The sequence below is a fragment of the Gammaproteobacteria bacterium genome, assembly GCA_041395445.1.
GTDB lineage: Bacteria > Pseudomonadota > Gammaproteobacteria > Xanthomonadales > Marinicellaceae > NORP309.
In genome coordinates, this window is sequence record JAWLAO010000010.1 from 1 (window position 1) to 18,588 (window position 18,588).

8 protein-coding genes and 2 tRNA genes are annotated in these 18,588 nt (G+C 36.4%); 1 reads left to right on the top strand and 9 read right to left on the bottom strand.

Annotation, left to right across the window (positions count from 1 at the left end):
- Nucleotides 1-37 precede the first annotated feature (37 nt).
- From R3F25_12855 to R3F25_12890, 8 genes are all read right to left on the bottom strand, one after another.
- Nucleotides 38-113, bottom strand: a tRNA-Glu gene (locus R3F25_12855).
- Between the two features lie 38 nt (nucleotides 114-151).
- Nucleotides 152-227: transfer RNA gene (locus R3F25_12860), tRNA-Ala, on the bottom strand.
- A gap of 77 nt (nucleotides 228-304) precedes the next feature.
- A complete protein-coding gene (gene recD, locus R3F25_12865) occupies nucleotides 305-1,900 on the bottom strand; it encodes an exodeoxyribonuclease V subunit alpha (protein MEZ5497691.1) in 1,596 nt (531 codons plus the stop codon).
- Nucleotides 1,893-5,204 carry an exodeoxyribonuclease V subunit beta gene (recB, locus tag R3F25_12870; GenBank protein ID MEZ5497692.1) on the bottom strand — a complete coding sequence of 1,104 codons (3,312 nt, stop codon included), beginning with the start codon at nucleotides 5,202-5,204 and terminating at the stop codon, nucleotides 1,893-1,895. Before recB ends, recD begins: the two co-directional genes overlap by 8 nt.
- Nucleotides 5,191-6,003, bottom strand: a complete 813-nt coding sequence (locus tag R3F25_12875) for a hypothetical protein (GenBank protein MEZ5497693.1) — start codon at nucleotides 6,001-6,003, stop codon at nucleotides 5,191-5,193. The genes recB and R3F25_12875 overlap by 14 nt, the downstream gene beginning before the upstream one ends.
- 33 nt (nucleotides 6,004-6,036) lie before the next feature.
- Nucleotides 6,037-8,244 carry an exodeoxyribonuclease V subunit gamma gene (locus R3F25_12880; protein ID MEZ5497694.1) on the bottom strand — a complete coding sequence of 736 codons (2,208 nt, stop codon included), beginning with the start codon at nucleotides 8,242-8,244 and terminating at the stop codon, nucleotides 6,037-6,039.
- A 137-nt stretch (nucleotides 8,245-8,381) separates the two neighbouring features.
- On the bottom strand, nucleotides 8,382-10,352 hold the full coding sequence (locus tag R3F25_12885; protein ID MEZ5497695.1) for a caspase family protein: 1,971 nt from the start codon (nucleotides 10,350-10,352) through the stop codon (nucleotides 8,382-8,384).
- Nucleotides 10,353-10,373: 21 nt separating this feature from the next.
- Nucleotides 10,374-16,205, bottom strand: coding sequence for an autotransporter domain-containing protein (locus R3F25_12890; protein MEZ5497696.1), 5,832 nt, complete (start codon nucleotides 16,203-16,205; stop codon nucleotides 10,374-10,376).
- 317 nt (nucleotides 16,206-16,522) lie between these two features.
- Between R3F25_12890 and R3F25_12895 the strand changes: the two genes are divergently transcribed.
- Complete coding sequence (locus R3F25_12895; protein ID MEZ5497697.1) at nucleotides 16,523-17,101, top strand: PhnA domain-containing protein; 579 nt, start codon at nucleotides 16,523-16,525, stop codon at nucleotides 17,099-17,101.
- A 7-nt stretch (nucleotides 17,102-17,108) separates the two neighbouring features.
- Here the strand turns inward: R3F25_12895 and R3F25_12900 are convergent, their stop codons facing one another.
- A complete protein-coding gene (locus tag R3F25_12900; GenBank protein MEZ5497698.1) occupies nucleotides 17,109-18,524 on the bottom strand; it encodes a pectate lyase precursor in 1,416 nt (471 codons plus the stop codon).
- Nucleotides 18,525-18,588 lie beyond the last annotated feature (64 nt).

Consider the following 18,588-nt stretch of genomic DNA (forward strand, 5'->3'; position numbering starts at 1 on the left):
CAGATTGAATTTAAAGGATTATTTTGAGCCGTTTGATTGGCGTCCCCTAGGGGGTTCGAACCCCTGTTGCCGCCGTGAAAGGGCGGAGTCCTAGGCCACTAGACGAAGGGGACGCAACAGAATTTTCTTTCGGGTTTTAGTGCAAAAAACTTGGTGGAGCTAAGCGGGATCGAACCGCTGACCTCAACACTGCCAGTGTTGCGCTCTCCCAGCTGAGCTATAGCCCCTCGAAAGAATGAGCATTATGCTTATTTGCTATCCGCTCGTCAACATTTTTTTTATAATTTTAATATTTTCTAATTGATTATTTAGCAGATAGAAAAGTTATCCTCTGATTACTCGCTTTCAATATCGTTTTGATGGTATTTTCTGAGCACCAAAGCTGTATAGTTTTCTTTGCCCGACTGACAGCGGTATAGAGTAATTCGCGATTTAAAAAATCTTCCTCGATGTTATCGGCAATAGTAATTAAGACATGATCATATTCTGACCCTTGAGATTTGTGAATACTGATTGCATGTGCTAATTGCCAATTTTTAATTGCATCAAGCAAAATATATTGCTGTTTCCCTTGAATATTGAATAAGGCATACCATTGCCCTTTTTTCTTTGAGATAAAACCGATATCTCCATTAAAAATCCCTAAAGTGTAATCATTCTGAGTGACTAAAACAGGCATTCCTTCGTTAATTTCAAAATTATCATGGAAAACTTCTCTGCTGAGTTGATTGAGTTCCTTGACGCTGTTTTCACCGGAATTTGTAGCTGCCAATAACATTGACGTTTCACCATTTTGATGACTCTCTACCCATTGATTTAGAAACTGACTTTTTTCAGATTTTTTCTTTGGGCTTTTCCAAGTAAAATGTGGATATTTTCGGCATTCTGCAAATTTCTCGTAATCCGTTAAAATAATTGATTCGCAAAGTGCAAATATAACTGAATCATCTGCAAAACGATAATTTTTCTTTAATTCAACAAAGTTACTGATTTTTGAAGTGATTATTGATTGATTATTTGAGATTTCATTAAGCAAATTATATCCGGATTGATTCTTCATCAGGTTGCATAAATCAGCAAAGACATTTCCAACATCAACTGCCGGAAGTTGATTTTTATCACCTAATAAAATCAATTGAGCATTTGGTTTTAGTGCTTTTAATAGACCGCACATCATACTGATATCCAGCATTGATGCTTCGTCGATGATAATTAAATTATAAGGTAAGTGATTATCGTTGTTATAAAAATTAGTATTGCTTCTCGGTTTATATTTGAGCAAACGGTGAATCGTCACAGCATTTTGCGGAATTCGGCTGATAATTTCATCAGAGATTTCACTTTGCTCAAGGTTTTGGCGAATGCTTTCAATCATACGATTCGCCGCTTTTCCTGTCGGTGCTGCCAGAGCGATTGAATTGTCAGGATACAATTGCAAATACAACTGCAACATTTTAATAATTGCTGTGGTTTTACCAGTTCCCGGACCGCCGCTCAGTATAAAACGGGAATGAAATAATGCCGCAATTGCAGCCTGCCACTGCCAGTCAATTTCTTCCGTATTTACATTGATTTTAGTGATATTTTTTAGTATGGATTGCAAACTAATTAGATCAACATTAATCGCATGTTCACTTAAAAAATTGTTTCTAATAAAAATCTCATCATTATACAAACGTCTGAAACCACTTTTGCCATTCGTTTGCACGATATAGCCATGAGTACCATCCTGACTGATTAAATCATGTTCATACTCTTGCATACCCGTAATCGCCGAGTGACCTGATTCCGATGCAATTTGTATTTCACGAGCCAAATTTATTACACCCTGATTATTTGTAATTGATTTAAAAAAATGTACGATTTCCGGTACTAGGCTTGAATTCTTTTGTTTATCCATGTGAAAACTCACTTAATATTTCATCAATCAGTTTTTTGTCCGGTTTGTTAAAATAGACTCCCTGCCCCGCTTCATCCGGTTTCATGCCTCGAATAAAAATATATGCCACTCCTCCAAAGTCACGAGAATAATCAAAATCGGGAATTTTGTTTTGCAAAAACCGCGTAAATGCCACAGTGTATAACAAATATTGCAAATCATAATAATGATGCTGCACCGATTTTTCCAAATTTAAAAAGCTATAATCTTCAAAGGATTTTCCAAGATAATTACTTTTATAATCAATAATATAAAACTTTTTATTAAACTCAACAATGAGATCAATAAAACCAGTCAAAAAGCCTTTCAGACTATCATTTGAGAATTCAGTGGATTTATTTCTATGTTGACTCAGCCATCGACTGATTATTACTTTATCAACAGTTTCTAAAGGTAAAAGAAACTCCATTTCGACAATTTTATTCCTGACATTCTTGAGTTCAAACCCATCATTCCACAGCTTGGTATTAAGCACAGTGTGTATTTGCTGAGCAAGACATTCTGACCACTTTAAATCATAACCATTTTCTTTAAGTTGCCTCTCTGACACTTGCTGAATAACTGACTTTGCTGCATTAAAATCCAATTCCTCCAATATATGATGTTGCATTGTTCCGCTTTTGGTACCACCAGGAAAATCGAAGAAACTCTCGAAATTTTCTTTTTTCTTACCTTCTTCATCAGTTTCTGCATAGTATTGATGGTTTTTTGTTAAAGAAGAGAAACTGTAAACGCTTAAAGGTTGACTAATTTCTCCCTTAAATGGAGTTAATATGAGTGCCGGAGTGATATTGGAATCGTTGAAATGATTCGTTCTTTCATCAATATCAATGATGAAGTCTTTTATATTCGCGGAATTTACTTCAAGGTTTTTAAATAATCTTGTTATCGCAAGCCTGTCCAAATTTTTATCAAAGTCTGCACCAAGATAAACTCTAAATTTCGCTCGTGTAATCGCAACATAAAGCACACGCATCAGTTCAGCTTCTTGTTCCAATTGAAATTTGGCGACAGCTTCTTCAGTACCTCTCCAATCAATAATGCCATTATTATCGTTATCATGTACAGCAACAATTGAGTTAAGAAGTTTTCCATCATTTAAACCAATCGGCTTGATTTTCTCAATATTGGGTATAAAAACAATCGGAAACTCCAAGCCTTTGGATTTATGAATAGTCATTATAGTAATTTTCTGCCCATCACTTTCCAGTCGCCGTTTCTGGTTTTCATTATTGTCATTGATATTTTCAGGCTTGGAAATTTGTTTAATCAGCCATTCGTAAAACTGCTCAAGACTCAAACCATTGTCTTGCTGTTGTTGAAATAACTCTAGAAGATGAATCAAATCAGTATAATGTCTTTCGCCATCATTTCTACTCAATAAATTTTCGTAAACATTTTTCTCCTGAAGGAATATATTGAGTGATTCTGATAAACCTTGCTGTTGGCTTTGGACTCTTAAAGCAATAAATTCAGACGTTAATTCCTCTATATTCAGCGAATGAATTTCAGCAATATTCATCTGAAAAAATATTCCCTGATAGGTTGTAAAAACATTTTCTTTGGAGGGAAATAGAATTGCACGAATCAAATAATGCAATTGTTTAGCAATCTCGGTTGTAAAAATACTGGCTTCGCTACTGAGTGTGACACTGAAATTTTCAGCAATCAAAAACTCGTATAATTCAACAGCTTCCCTGTTTGTTTTAACCAATATTGCGATGTCTTTTTCTTGTAACTTTCGTGTTTCACTCGCAGTCTGAATCTCAGCAAAATTTAATAACCTTAGCAATTCATTTTTTAGTTTCTCATGTCGATTCATTGCCGGACTGTTAATAACTGCTAAAGCATTTGAGTATTCTTTATCAATCAGTTGTGAGCTTTGATCGTCTTTAGATTTAGAAGGATGGAATGCAATCGCATTGAGCAAAAAAGAATTGTTAGAGTCAAACATAGAATTTGAAACATTCAACATTTCTTCGCTACTTCGCCAATTTGTTTCCAAGTTATATATTTCATCAACCGATAATTTCGCCTTTTCATAGACAAAAACATCAGCTCCACGAAAATCATAAATCGCTTGTTTAGGATCACCCACATAAATCAAACTATTTCGACCTTGATTAAAACAACTATTAAATATTTCAAATTGCAAGGCATCGGTATCCTGAAATTCATCAATCATGACACATTGCCATTGATTGCTGATACTATGTGCTAAATTTGAGTTTGTTTTAACAGCCTGATACACCAACCTAATTTGGTCGGAATAGCTATAAATTCCATTCTCCTGCAAATTTTTATCCAACCGTTCGAGAATATAATTCCAGCATTCTTGCAGAAACTGCGAAACAAATATTTCTCTCTCAGATATGATTGGTTCCAGTTGATGAAAAAAATCAGGAAATGTATAGACGGTTTGGTCTTTGTTTAGATTCGATTTTAGGCTTTCTGCTGTAAACTTTGATACATCTGTTAATTGACCATTGAGGAATTCTTCGATATCGTTTTTATATTTTTCTCGTGATTTTTTGGGATATTTATTACCACTAAATTTGCCGCAATAAATAAAATCCATTAATAATTCTTTATCGGATTCCCATAGTATTTTAAGATCTGATAGTGTCTCACCCAGAGATTTAGAATTGATCTCTATATCTCGAAAGCCAATGCTTTTATAATGGCTTTTACTTAATAACCATTTGAATTTATTAATTATTTTTTCAATATCAGGAATCAAAGCTAACAAATCAACCGACAATTCTTTTTGCTTGAAACGCCAGAAATCATAAACATAGTTTTTAATTTCATCGTCAGTATTTATAAGTTCTGCGAGTACAGGTGATTGGCATTCGCTATTGAAGTCATCAAGAATCTTCTGACAGAAAGAGTTGATGGTAAAAACTGAAGCCTGATCAAAACAAATGATAGCTAATGAAACCAGTTTTAAAGCATCAGGGTAGTGTTGTTCATTTTTATAGGATTCATAAAGTTCAAATAAATGCTTGTTGTCATCTTTTGAAACTTCATGGAAGCCTGATAAATGATTTTTACATTCGATTAGCTGTTGTCTTAATCGTCCTTTAAGTTCAGCAGTCGCCGCTTTGGTAAATGTAACAACCAAAATTTGATCCGGTGTCAATCGCTTTTCGACGATATAGCGAATATACAAACCGGACAATGTATATGTCTTTCCGGTTCCGGCACTGGCTTCAATCAGTTTTGTACCATTTAGAGAAACCTTATACAAATCAAACAGTTGCATCAATGACCTCCGAATAATCTACCAACTCGATTGATTCTAAAAGCGGTTTAATGTACTCCTCAACATCTGATTGATAATCGTAATCCAGTAGTTGTTGAAGAAAGTATCTCTGTCCTTCGGTTGCCGGAAGTCTTTCGTTTCCTTTGAGTGAATTGTAATAAGCTATCTCAGTAGCCAAAGCAATATCATTCGTCCTTACATTAACCATTGCAGCCGGGTGAAATAGCCAAGGTTGCTGATGAATCAACCTCCACTTCTCTAAGATTTTTGATAATAATTCCGTTGTATTTTGAATTGGATTGAATTTAACAATTTTATCTTCAAAATACAGATAACTTTCACTTTCAGGTTGAGAGCATAAATGATTAATCCAGTGCTTGGTAATATATTTTCCTTTAGCTTTGCCTGTTTTAAAATCAACCAGTTGTTTTTTATCATTTAAGTGAACCACTCCATAAAATTTAAATTCTTCAAAAATTAACTCAATATCTTGTGAATGAGTTTCTGTCTGTTGATATATTTCAGACAAAGAATAGAGTTCTTTTGAGAATTTGTTGTAGTAGTTATGACTCAATGGTGAATCAGCCAGCAATCCGGTTTTCTTTGCAGTTTCGATATCATGTTGGAAAATATGACTCTTTAATTTCCATTCTTCCAGTTTATCGGGTTGATACGTTTCTGTATTTTTTAACTCATTGGAATATATCTTTAATTGCAGTTCAGCGACATTCTCTATAAAAAATCTAAAGGGGTTACTGAAAAAATTCAGACAACTGCTGAATAGAGATGGCGGTTTCAAGCGTTTTATCAATCCGAATTTCTATATTATTATCTATAGGGGGCTATGCTGATAATATTTTTTTGCCAACTTAAAATTATTGAGAATATATGATTGTTGTTCTTTAGAGAAATAATATTGATTAAAACCGTGCATAAAATGATGCTGAATTGCAAATACATCGTTGGTTTTCTGCTTTAAATAGGTAACCAAATCTTCAACAACAGTCGATGCCGGTATGATTTCATTGGTACTTTGCTCATACCCGATATAGGTTAGTACCAGTTTATCAAGATTGCTTGTTAAAGCGGTTAACATTAAATTTTTGTCTGCGGCTCTTTTGGATTGATTTAATTGAGGTAACTTATTCTTAAATATATCCAAATCGTTTTTGGTATCATTTCCGGGAAACTTTCCTTCAGATAAACCCATAATAATCAATACTTTAGCATCTTCTATAAAAGTATTTTTCCAAGACTGAAAACGAATCCCTATTTTACCTTCATAGCGAATATCATTATCTGCAAGGGCTTTTTCAAGAACAGCTTTAATGACCGATAGTGGCAATTCAAATTCACAATCCAGAGTTTGTTCGCACAAACAGGTTCTGGCAATTTTAATAATTTTTAACTTTAATTCTTCATCAAAATCGCTATATAAAAAATCTTCACAAATAGATTCGACAAACTCAAACCACATCTCCGGTGTTTTATCAGAAAGGCTTTGTTCATAACATAAATACCACAAATCCAAAAACCGAAAAAAGCGAATAAATATGCTATTTTGCCCGGCTAAATCACCAAAAGTTGATAAGTAAGAAACATCTGAAGTGTCTCCCGATAGATATCCGCTCAACCAGCGATTTCTACCAAATTCCCATGTGTTACCGATATTTGCCTGAAAGTCCTTCTTCTCTTTGTGCTTTGACGAGTAGAAACTCCTAATATTTGAGTCTGTTATCCAGTTCTTTATACGTTCCAATTCTTCGTTGGTAAATTCAAATTTATCAGATATGCTTTTTAAGGATACTAATCCAAAGATATCCTCAGCTGACATTTCGCCTGAAAAGCTATTGATAATTTGCATTAGCGCATTGACGTATTCCTGTTCATCAAGGTTGCGATTCTGAATATGAAAAGGCAACATTCGACCCTGTTCATCAACCGGATAATTGAAAACTTTGGAAATGTGAGTGATATAGTCATCAATCTGAGGTGAAACAACGATGATTTCTTCAGGTTTGAGTTCTGGATGATTATTTAAGGCTTTTAAAACGGTATCATAAACAACCTCGACCTCGCGAAAGCGCGAATGACAACTATGAATTGTTATACTATCGTCAGTTTGGTAGCTCGCGGGATTTTCTTTCAACTGATAAATATCATTTTTGATACTTTTTAATAGTGAATCTGGAGGTAAAATCTCACAATCAAGCTCAATATCACTACAATTTTCGCTGTATAGCCTGTCAAAAAGAGACAATTTTGCATAGCCCAAATTCGCTAAAACAGGGTTCCCTTGAAAATCCAGATAGGAATACTCTTCATTAAAAATACTTTTCTTTATGCTTGTTTTTTCAGGAATCATGTCTAACCAATATTCCGCCGTCGGATTGGTTAGCATGATATGAATCGTTTTAAATTCTGAAAGTTTGAGCAATAAATTCATTTGCAATTCGTTGAATTGCTCAACGGCAAACACTATTATTTCATCAGGTAATTCCGTAACTGTTTCTTGAGATATATCCTCCAGAATACTTAAAACCGGATTTTTTTGTTCCGTATTTTCTGTAAAAGCATTCCATAAATTTATTTTCCAATCTTTTGAAGATTCATGATTCTTTTGCCAAGTTAAAGTCTCTTTTGGGTAATTTTCCAAGGCATTGAGATACATTGATGCCAGCTTTTCAGCCAAATTAAATTTTTTTAATGTAGTGAAGTGATGAAACTCGGGTACAAGATTTGAGCTTTCCAAGTGCTTATAAAGTTGCCATCTCATAGTGTCCGTGGAATAATAATTTTGCCTCTCATCTTTAAAAGCTACTTTTTTAAGGACTTCCCAAACAAAACCAAACTGTAAAATAAAATTTGTTTGAGCACAAATTCCTTGCTGAATAGCCAATGATTGCTGAAACCATCTCTTGCAGGATTGGTTAGGAACTACAACCCAGGATGGCGTAAATATTGAACGATTGCCCGATAATATTTTTCCGGCTTGTTCAAAGAGTTGCTTGTAGTTACTGGCTGTGTATAAATTGATCAAGTGGATAATTCCTTTACAAAAATATTATTTTGCACAATTTAATTCTCAAAAATTGAGAATTAAAGTCTCAGCAATTTATTTTAACAAAAAAAAAGGTTGGAAACTCCAACCTTTTCTTCTGATTACGAAATTTTCAACTAAATCGAATCAGGCATGAAATAATATTCGCTTCCCTCATGACCCGCATGTTTGATAGCACTGTATTCGGGAACCTGTTTTAAACCCGCGAGACTGGAACGAAGGCTGACTTGTTGGCTGAGAGCTTTATAAAGTCTGTAACCCTCCATCACACCATCATTTTCATTCAAAACATCGAGGAATGCTGATGCGAAGATCGAATGACCGTTTCCACCACTATCGAGAATTGGTTGTAAACCGCCGGATGTCAAAACAGTTCTGGCTTTAACTCTTGATGTGAATAAAATATCTTCATTCTCGACTTCATCAGGAAGAGGTGAAATGGATGAACCTGACAATGTTCCTGAATAACACGAATCCGCAACAACCATCACATGTTTCGCAGGCATTTCTGCCATAAAATCACTCACTGCTTTGTTTGGAATCCACTTGCTTTTGTCAGTTTTTCCAGCATCTGTAGGAATCCAATAGCCCTCTTTTGAATTATCGTCGATAAATCCATGACCTGCGTAATACACTAAAAGATTGTCGTATTTCCCAAGTTTGTTTTTGTACTCACTCAATGCAGTTAACATGGTGCTTTGATTAGCATTGGTGAGTAATTTAACCTGATAGCCATAACGATTTTTCAAAACATCGGCAATTTCAGTGGCATCCTCAACCGCTGTTTGCAAATTATCAATATTGGAATAATTGTTATTGCCGATAACTAAAGCGTGATATTCGCCTAAGTCTTCTCTAAAACGACGGGTAAACAGTTCGTCAAATTTTCGTGATTTAACAGGTTCGAATTGATTTCTAACCGCCACAAATTGTTTAATTGTTTTTGAACCGTCATTTCTTACCGCAACGATATTAACAGGAGTATCTCCAGTTTGGAGATTGATAGAACTTTCAAAAATACCACCTTCTGTCATCGAGTTTTTGATATCAGAGTTGTTTATCTTTAATGCAATGACTCCATCCGGAGGAGTGACACTTCCCATTATGTCTAGCTGTAAAGCATTGGGTTGCATTGGAATTGTTTCTATTCCACGAGTTAATATCACATCGGGAGTGATTACGTTAATACCTTCTTCACTATCATTTTGCGCAAGTTCAGTATTGGTATTTTTTTCAGTGACTTTAGTAACCAAGTTATTTATTAAGTTATTCTGTTTTTCTAGCTCACTGTTTTTCTTGTTGATTTCATCTTTCAACTGAGCAATTTTTGTGAGAATTGTATCGTCATTTTTATTCGATTTTAACTTAGCTTGTAGGTCTTTAAGTTTAGTATCTGCTTGCTCAACATATTTTTTGGTTAAATCATAGTCGCTTTTAACATCAGAAAGTTCTTGTCTCAATGTAGAAACTTCTTTCAAAAGCTGTATTCTTTGATGTTCTTTTGCACGACGTTCGCGAAGATTTTGCTCGGTTACGATTTCAATGTTGGAATCTGTAATACCCGATGCCTTACGGTAAAGATTAACCGCTTTTTCGGCATCTTTAGCAACACCCAAACCTTGTTCGTAAAGATTGCCCAAGTTTAACATTGCCGGAGTATAACCTTGATCGACCGCTTTCTGATACCACATTGCTGCTGCTTTATAGTCTGGTGTTCCATTGATGCCTTTTTCATATAATTCACCAAGATAAGATTGCGCTTTGGCATCACCACTTTGAGCTTCAGGCATCCACATTTTTGCTACATTAGCAAAATTGGCTTTATCATAGGCAACATATTCACCTCCACGAACCGCACAATCTCTTGCGCTTAATCTTGCCGGTTTTCTAGCTGATAGATATGAATAGTTTTGACCTAGCTGCCGGACTTGAGGTGGCAATAAACAATCAACAATATAGAGTTGATCGGGAGTAATTTGTCCTTTTTCCACAGTTTTGACCGGTGGAGCACCACAACCTATAACCAGCAAACTGATACATCCCGGAATAAGTAGTTTTTTCAATGTTGATTTATATGTTTTTTTCATAATTTTCCCCTATTTTCAAGGTCAGAATTCAAATCTGGCACCGAGGTTAAATGTTCCTCTGCTAAACCCTTCTAATCCCAATATGCTACGATAATTCAAGTAGGCTTGCTTACCATTTGAAGAGACATAAACAAAGCCTAATCCTGCTGAACCGTAGGTTCTGTCAGGTGAATCTGTTTCAATAATAAAGATTTCATCTGTTGGAGCTAAAATAAAGCGAGCTTCAATATCTTCGGCATCATTCATGCTTTCATAGTTGTAATCAAAGTCGAACTGAGGTGTTATCACTCCATTTTTCAAACTGATGGCTTTTGAAACACGCATACCGGCTGACCAGACTAAGGATTCAATTTCCTGATTAGAGTAAACGAAATTAAAAGCACCGGCTCCGGTTTCTACAAAACCATCAATCTTGGTTCTTACATATTGAATGGATGCGTTTGGAGTGATATTCCATGAGTTTTTATTGAAGTTATATCCGGCACTCATTGCAACAGTATATTGCTTGCCATCTGTTGAGCCACTGGCTGTCCGCTGAACTTGCACATCTCCTAAAGTGAAATCAATTTCACGTGTTTGCTCAAACTCAGGTTTTGCCATACTGATTCGGGCATCGACATAGAAATTATCATTCACGTTAAATGAACCATAAGCAGTCAGTGTCATGCCTGTTGATTTCAATTTGGCTTCATCTTCAATTTTGGAATCAAAGGATGCATAACCTAATGCCAAACCAACAACGCTATTAGAGTTAACACGATAATCCAAACCAGCTGTCAGACCATAAGTATCAAAATCAAAACCAAGTTCTCGTCCAGTTGCATCTCTTTCACCCATTGAGATACTTCCGTTGATAAAGAATCCCCAAGGTGATATAAAGTCATTATTGACGTTATTAACTTCTTTGAGTTCCTCTTCAGATTGATTGAGATAAGCCAAAGTATTTATCGGTAAGCTGCCATTTCCATATCTGGCAACAAGACCGGAAGAATTAAATCCACGACCACCACCATTTCTGATTTGTGCAAGGCGATTACCAACATTTCTAAACTGTGCCTGAGCAATCTCTGTCACCGAAGTCGATTGATTAATGATTTCGTTCGGAGTGATTTGCGACATCACTCTTTCAATAGTTTCACCATCGCCGGATAATGCGGTTTCGTACAATCTTTCACACATTCCTTCCAAAGCTGTGAAGTAACTTCTTTCACAGTAGCTGGCTACATTTTGTATAGCTCTAAAAATTTGCTCATTACCTCTACCAGCAAGTGCATTTCGCATTGCATTTTCGATTTCCTGTTCCGTTGGCGTTTCACTGGTAACATTAATTCCGGAACTTGCCGAATTATTGGAGTTATCCGGATCAGCTGTAGATGATGTAATTTGAGCGGTTATTTGAATGTTTTCAGGCTCATTGACATTTTCACTTGTTTTAACTCTAAATGTTAACGTCTGTTGATAACCCGATGACATTTGAGATTGGCTGAAACTACAATTCATATCGAGGTTATTTTCTGAGCAAGACCATCCAGTCACACTTGTTGGAACAATTTGATCAATAAATCCTGTGAATGATAAACTCAAATCAGGGCTATCAGCACTAGCTCCCCCATGATTTTTTACATCGACTGTCATTTCCATCCAGCTTCCTTGTGCAATATTTGGTTCAGCATCAATACTAACAGATAAGTCAGCACTGTTAACCGGAACCGGATTAACAGTAATGCTGGCTTCAGAGGTGTTGTTGGTTAAGTCATCATCGGTAGTTTCTGATTCTACAGAAACTGAATTCGCTAATGCACCTGATGCAACATTTGCTTTTCCATGAACTGTAATGGCAACAGACTGTTGGTTATTTATGTTCGAAATGGAACAAACAACAGCATTATCTGCAAATTGACAAGTACCTGAATCAGATTGAGCAGATATAAACTCAAATCCACTGGGCAATGTATCATTTACGACCACATTTTGCGCGGCATCAGGACCATTATTCAATACTTCAATACTCCAATCAAATTCACCACCACTTGTTACATCATTGTCTGTTGATTTAGTAACTTGCAAATCAGCAACAGCATTTCCTATTGGCGGATCAACCGGTGGCGTCACGGGACTATTTGTAATGTCAACACTTACTTGCGAAGTATTATTTGCGGAGTTTTGATCGGTATCTAACATACTGACATCAGCAGTATTTTGTATCAGTCCTAATTCTGCCGGTGCTGAAACATTTAGTATAATCTGTGAAGCAGAAGAAGGAGATAATGTTGCAAGACTACATGTTACTTGAACTAATCCCGAACAAGACCATCCCGCGGCATCTATGGATTTCAAAGTAATTCCTTGTGGTAAACTATCTGTGACAACAATAGCATTTGCTTCCGCAGTTCCTAAATTTGAAACAGTCAAAACATATTGAAATTCAGAAGATGGCAACATGCTTGTTGCAGAAGCTGTTTTTGCTATGCTCACATCATGTACTTGCGTATTGATTTGATTCACATTTAGAATCGAGTTATTCAATACCGGCTGTAATAAATTTGTACCTGTCAGAACTGCGTTATTGATGTAATCTGTTCCAATAACAGCCGGAGAAATCGCCTGAACTTGAGCTGTTATCATTTCGCTGCTGCCGACTGACAAGGCAGAATCAAACAAACAAGTCATCGCTAAACCGCTAGACGTACAGTTTGGAGTCGTTGGTAAAGTTGTATATGTAAACCCAGCAGGCAAAGTATTGACCAAAACCGGATTGAGAATATCTTCTGTTCCGGTATTTGTTAATGTCAGTTGTAAATCAAATAAACCTCCTTCATCCACAGGGTTAGGGTTTTGAGTTACAGTTAAAGTTGCTGAAGTATCCGTGATAAACAACGTATTTTGAGCTGTTTGTGCGACTGCATTATCCGCTGAAACAGTTGCTACATTTATTAATTGCAAATTTGTCGAGTTTGCATCATTTGTAACAAAAAATTCAATGGAACTACTTGTACCCGGTGACAAATCTCCGATAAATACACAATCATACTGCAAAGCAGAATTTGAACAATTCCATTCTTGAGTAGCTATAGAATCGACTGAAAGCGAATCGGGCATTAAATCGCTTAAGTGAAGCCCTTGAGCGTTTTCAGTTCCGGCATTTATCACATCAATTCGATAGACAAAGCTCGAGCCTCGTGATATTTGTGCGATTGGCACATTATCCAATAATGCTTGCTTGGTAATTGTTAGCACTGTTGGATTAACAGTTGGATTGACAATATCAATGATTGCCGGAGCAGAACTAATATTATCGCCATTTGTATTACTGGAGGCCGAAGCAGTATTTTGGATACCCAACCCTGAAACTGATGCTATTGCATTGATATCAACGGTCACAGTTTGACCGGGGCCTAATATATTATTTGCATCGTTTTGGCATGAAACCTCATGATTAACAGCATCATAATTACAATTAAACCCCATCGTAGTAGTGAAACTATCAAAAGCCACATTCACAGGCAAAGTGTCTTTAATAACCAAATCGTCATAGTTAATTGCAGCTGAATTATTTGATGCTGAAATTTGATAAAAGACCGTGTCTCCAACCGCAAATTCGTTAGTTGCTCCGCTTCCACTTCCCGCTGCAATTCCACCAGCAACAGTTTTATCAATTGATATCTCCCCCATTGGAGCGGCAACAATCTCAAATGAATCACTAACAGAAGTGTTATTGCCTGGATCAGCATCAGCATCAGCAGTAATATTTGCGGTATTTATCACAAATGTTCCAACACTTCCGGTAACTTGGACGGTAATTTCCAACCCATCCTCGGCCGTTGTAAAAGGCAATGAAGTTGCTGTACAGGTAACTTTGTTGTTTACAGAATCGAATGGATCACAAATAAAATTAGGACCCAAAGCACTGTGTGAAACATAAGTAACGCCCGCGGGCAATACATCCGTAATTCTTACATTTGAACCAGGAGCAGAAGTACTACTTAGGTTTTTTCCAAGAATTTTATATACAACCGTATCCCCTTGAATAGCAACAAAAGAACCTGCTCCACCAGTAACACCTGACTGAATTGTTTTAACAACTGTAATATCAGGGTCAGCCACAGGTTGATTAATATTTACCGTAGCAGGACTGGAAATATTATCATTATCGAATGGGTTGGAGTCTAATTCATCACTTGCAGCAACTGCGGTGTTTTCTTTTAAACCTGTCGTCAGACCAACAACCTGAAGTTTAATCACATCTGCGAAATTGGGTGAGCTCGCCGGAATTGAAGGGTGTGAACATTGAACTCCTTGTGAATTATTTTGATCGATAAAAGGATCGGCTATACAACTCCAATTCCCCGAAGATATATCTCCAACAAATTGAACACCGACAGGCAAAGGATCAGTAACTATTACATTTGTAGCTGATGTTAAAGACAAGTTATCGACATGAATATGATAAGCAAAATCAACTCCGACATCGACATCAGTTATTAAAGTCCCACCTAAATCTTTGACATACTTGGTAAGTCTAATATCTGTCTGCAACTCTGTCATTTCAATATCAAAAGCATCCATATTATCAGACAGAGAGACTTCTCTGCCTGACAAGTCTGTTACTTGAATATTTATTGAATTACCATAAACGCCAGATGTTGAAGGATAAGATGAAATATCAGCTGTTAGGGTTAATACATCTCCCGGATTTATTGAATCGTCTAATAAAGTACACAGTATTCCTCCTGTTTGAGGGACACAATCCCATATCCCAGCAATCTGAGCAGGTTGAACACTAGTATTGGAGACACTAAATGCAGGGTCAAAAGCCAGAAAAATCTCCACATCTGTAGTGAAAGTAGCATTTCCACTATTGCGAACTTCATAGACCAACGGTGTTGATGCTGTTGTTCCCAATGGGATTGACAACGGAACTGAAGCAGGGTCTATTCTTGTCAATGTCAAATCATAATTTCCGGCAACAACATCAATACTGGTAGATATTGTGTTATTTGAAGTATTTGTTTCAATTCCACCAAAATCTGTAAGTGTTGCGTTCAGATTGTAAGTACCAACTGAACTGACTAAAAAGTCCAGAGTAAAACTCGTGGCAGATCCTGATGCAACCGGATTAAAAGTCGAACAATCCAAGATTCCAGTCGATGGAAAACACGACCAACCTGATGGAATAACACTAGAACCTTGTTCAAATATTAAATTAATATCATCATAAATAATTGTTATTCCAACTCCTGAAGTTGCATCTCCCCCGAGGTTGTCAACTTTAAAATCTATACTCACAGGAGTTGTTTGATTTTCTACTGCATTATAAGTCGTAAGTGTAACTGAATCATTAAAGTCTAAATCCGGTTCAGTACCTAATATGGTTACATTGATTGCCGAAGTATCATTCAAAGCATTGGTATCTGTTTCAACAAAATCTTCAACTCTGACAGTAATTGCTTCCGGACCGAGAGAAGCACTTCCGGCAGTCAGATTGATTTGAACAGATTTCGAACCTGCAACATTTAAAACGGATGCTGATTCAACAACAATCTCGCCAGATACAGTTGATTCATCAGTCCAGTCGCCTCCTGTAACAGAATTTAATGTTGACTGCTCTATGATATTGGAAGGTGTTGAGCCATCCATGTTAATAATAATTCTTTGACCACTAGATGTAGTAACTCCTGATAAATCATCAATATTGGCAATGTCAATCAGGAGTGAATAACTAGTGCCTCCATTGATCGTTGTTCCTGGATTAATTTGAAAATTTGATACTGATAAATCCAGAGCATTCGCACAATTAGCAATGAAAATCAGAACAAGTACTTTAAGAAAATTTTGTATTTTATTGTTTTTCATGAAAATTCCCGATCCATTTAGTAACTTATTAATTATACACACATTTCAACTGTTGATTCTATTGCAAACAAAAATTTATTTGCAAAAAGAATCTTTTAACCCAAAGATGTCCCCACAACTGCAACTCTATCAGTTAAATTCACTCGGGGAAAACAGAAAATTATAAAATTTGTTAATATGTGACGAGTTTCACTTTTTTAACAGTAATTATATGTATCAAAAGCATTAATAACCTTAAAAGCAAATAATTTAAAGGCTATTGTGTAAACTTTGGTTATTTGCATTTATCATTCGCACTCTCTTGATAACAGTGAAAAATCGTGACGCAAACTGCTCTATTTGAAAGAAGTGACAACAAATGTGAATTATGTGGAAACACTAATAATTTGGAAGTATATACTTTACCACCGGACAACATCCCAAGTTTCGATAAAAGCATTCTTGTATGTGGTAGTTGCATGGAACAAATCAATCAAAAAAAACCTATGGATTCCAATCATTGGCGTTGCCTGACTGAAAGTATGTGGAACGAAAATTTACCTGTTCAAGTTATGTCCTATCGTTTGCTTTCACGATTAAATTCAGAAAGTTGGGCACAAGATGCACTAGATTTGATGTATCTGGATGATGACACATTGGCATGGGCAAAAGCGACCGTAGACGGTCAGAAAAAAGATGACTCACTCATTCATAGAGATAGCAATGGAGCTCAACTTGAGAATGGCGATACGGTTGTTTTAATTAAAGATTTGAATGTTAAGGGAACCAGTTTTACTGCAAAAAGAGGAACAGCGGTTCGTAAAATTTCCTTAGAACTGGACAATCCTGAACATATTTCAGGAAAAGTAAACGGGCAAACTATTGTTATTCTGACAAAATATGTTAAAAAATCCTGATTAGAATTTATTCAAAACCATTCTGAAATATTAAATCGCTCACCATCGCAGTCGCCACGCCATTGATATATTCTTCAATGGCTGTATAACCAGATGGCATAATGGTATTATAGTCATTGCCATTGTTTGGATTTAAACCGTTCTGATTTTCCCAACTGTCGGGCATTCCGTCATTATCTGAGTCCAGTGGCGGCGGTAAAACGGTTAATCCCTCCATCAAATCCGCTGGGCGAAAATTATCCCACTGCCCGCTTCGGGTTTGTAAATCATTGATAGATGTTCTGGATACAATATCTCTTGGAAATGCTCCAACCTGTTGTATCAACAAATCTTCAATGTCATTACTGCTATGCGTTGTTATGGACACACTTCCCTCAGAAGTAAAATCAAATTCTCCGCTTTGATTAAATTGACCGGATACAATACCGCAGCAGGCAAATGTGTATTCATTCTGAAATAATGTATTGGTCCATGGATTATTCACAACTCCATTAAATACACCCGGATCTTCGACAAGATTATCCTCCATCCAGTATTCAGTTAATATTGGAGGAGCCGGATTTTCAGGATCAAACCAGAATGGAGCCAATGAAATACTCGGACCAGCGATATATTTGTTGCCGATAATATTAAATTCATCGCTCGCAACAATATTATGATGAATAAATCCTTCTCTTCCATTGTAAATCACATTATTTCGTACATCAGCAGGGCCAACAGACAATGCCGGAGTTCGATTTCGAGCGTGAGCAAAATAATTATGATGAATGGAAATAAAACCACCGGGAAGTGAAGAATCATCACAACTATTATCATCCAGACAAGGTCTGTGGTTTAGAATGCCTTTATTGTGTGTCCATCCGTTAGCAACATCATAGATGGGATAGGATATATTCGACCACTGAACCGTTATATGGTTTGCTCCGCCCCAAAAATCGATATTCTCATCAGCACCATGAGAAACATCCACATGATCAAGAATTATATTGTTTGCTGTTGAAAATTGGATTCCATCATGCTGACTGGAAGGCCATGAAGCATCAGGATCAGGCGGTCTGACCCGAATATGCCTTATAATAATATTATTTGTATCGCTTCCATAAGTGGTATAAAGATGCCCAACAATTGTGATTCCTGCTCCAGGTGCAGTTTGCCCGGCGATAGTGACATCGCCATGAGGAATATGCACATCACCGGTAATGATTCCCGAAACATCAAATACGATAATTCTGGCACCGGATTGATCTAAAGCCCATTGCAATGAACCTGTTCCCGATGCATTTAAGTTTGTCACCTTCAAAACCACACCATTCCTGCCACCGGTTGCGTAGGCTCCAAACCCTTCGGACTCAGGAAATGATTTTAGTTGAGCAAATGAAATAATAGAATGTGTGCAAAGAAGTAAGATGACCGGAAGTTTCATAATAAAGCACCAAAGCAGTTTTACGAAATTATAAATTTATAGCAAATAAAAATTTGTGAATGAT

Coding starts and splice junctions, on each gene's coding strand:
- recD (MEZ5497691.1), bottom strand. CDS start 1,900: ATGGATAAACAAAAGAATTCAAGCCTAGTACCGGAAATCGTACATTTT.
- recB (MEZ5497692.1), bottom strand. CDS start 5,204: ATGCAACTGTTTGATTTGTATAAGGTTTCTCTAAATGGTACAAAACTG.
- R3F25_12885 (MEZ5497695.1), bottom strand. CDS start 10,352: ATGAAAAAAACATATAAATCAACATTGAAAAAACTACTTATTCCGGGA.
- R3F25_12890 (MEZ5497696.1), bottom strand. CDS start 16,205: ATGAAAAACAATAAAATACAAAATTTTCTTAAAGTACTTGTTCTGATT.
- R3F25_12900 (MEZ5497698.1), bottom strand. CDS start 18,524: ATGAAACTTCCGGTCATCTTACTTCTTTGCACACATTCTATTATTTCA.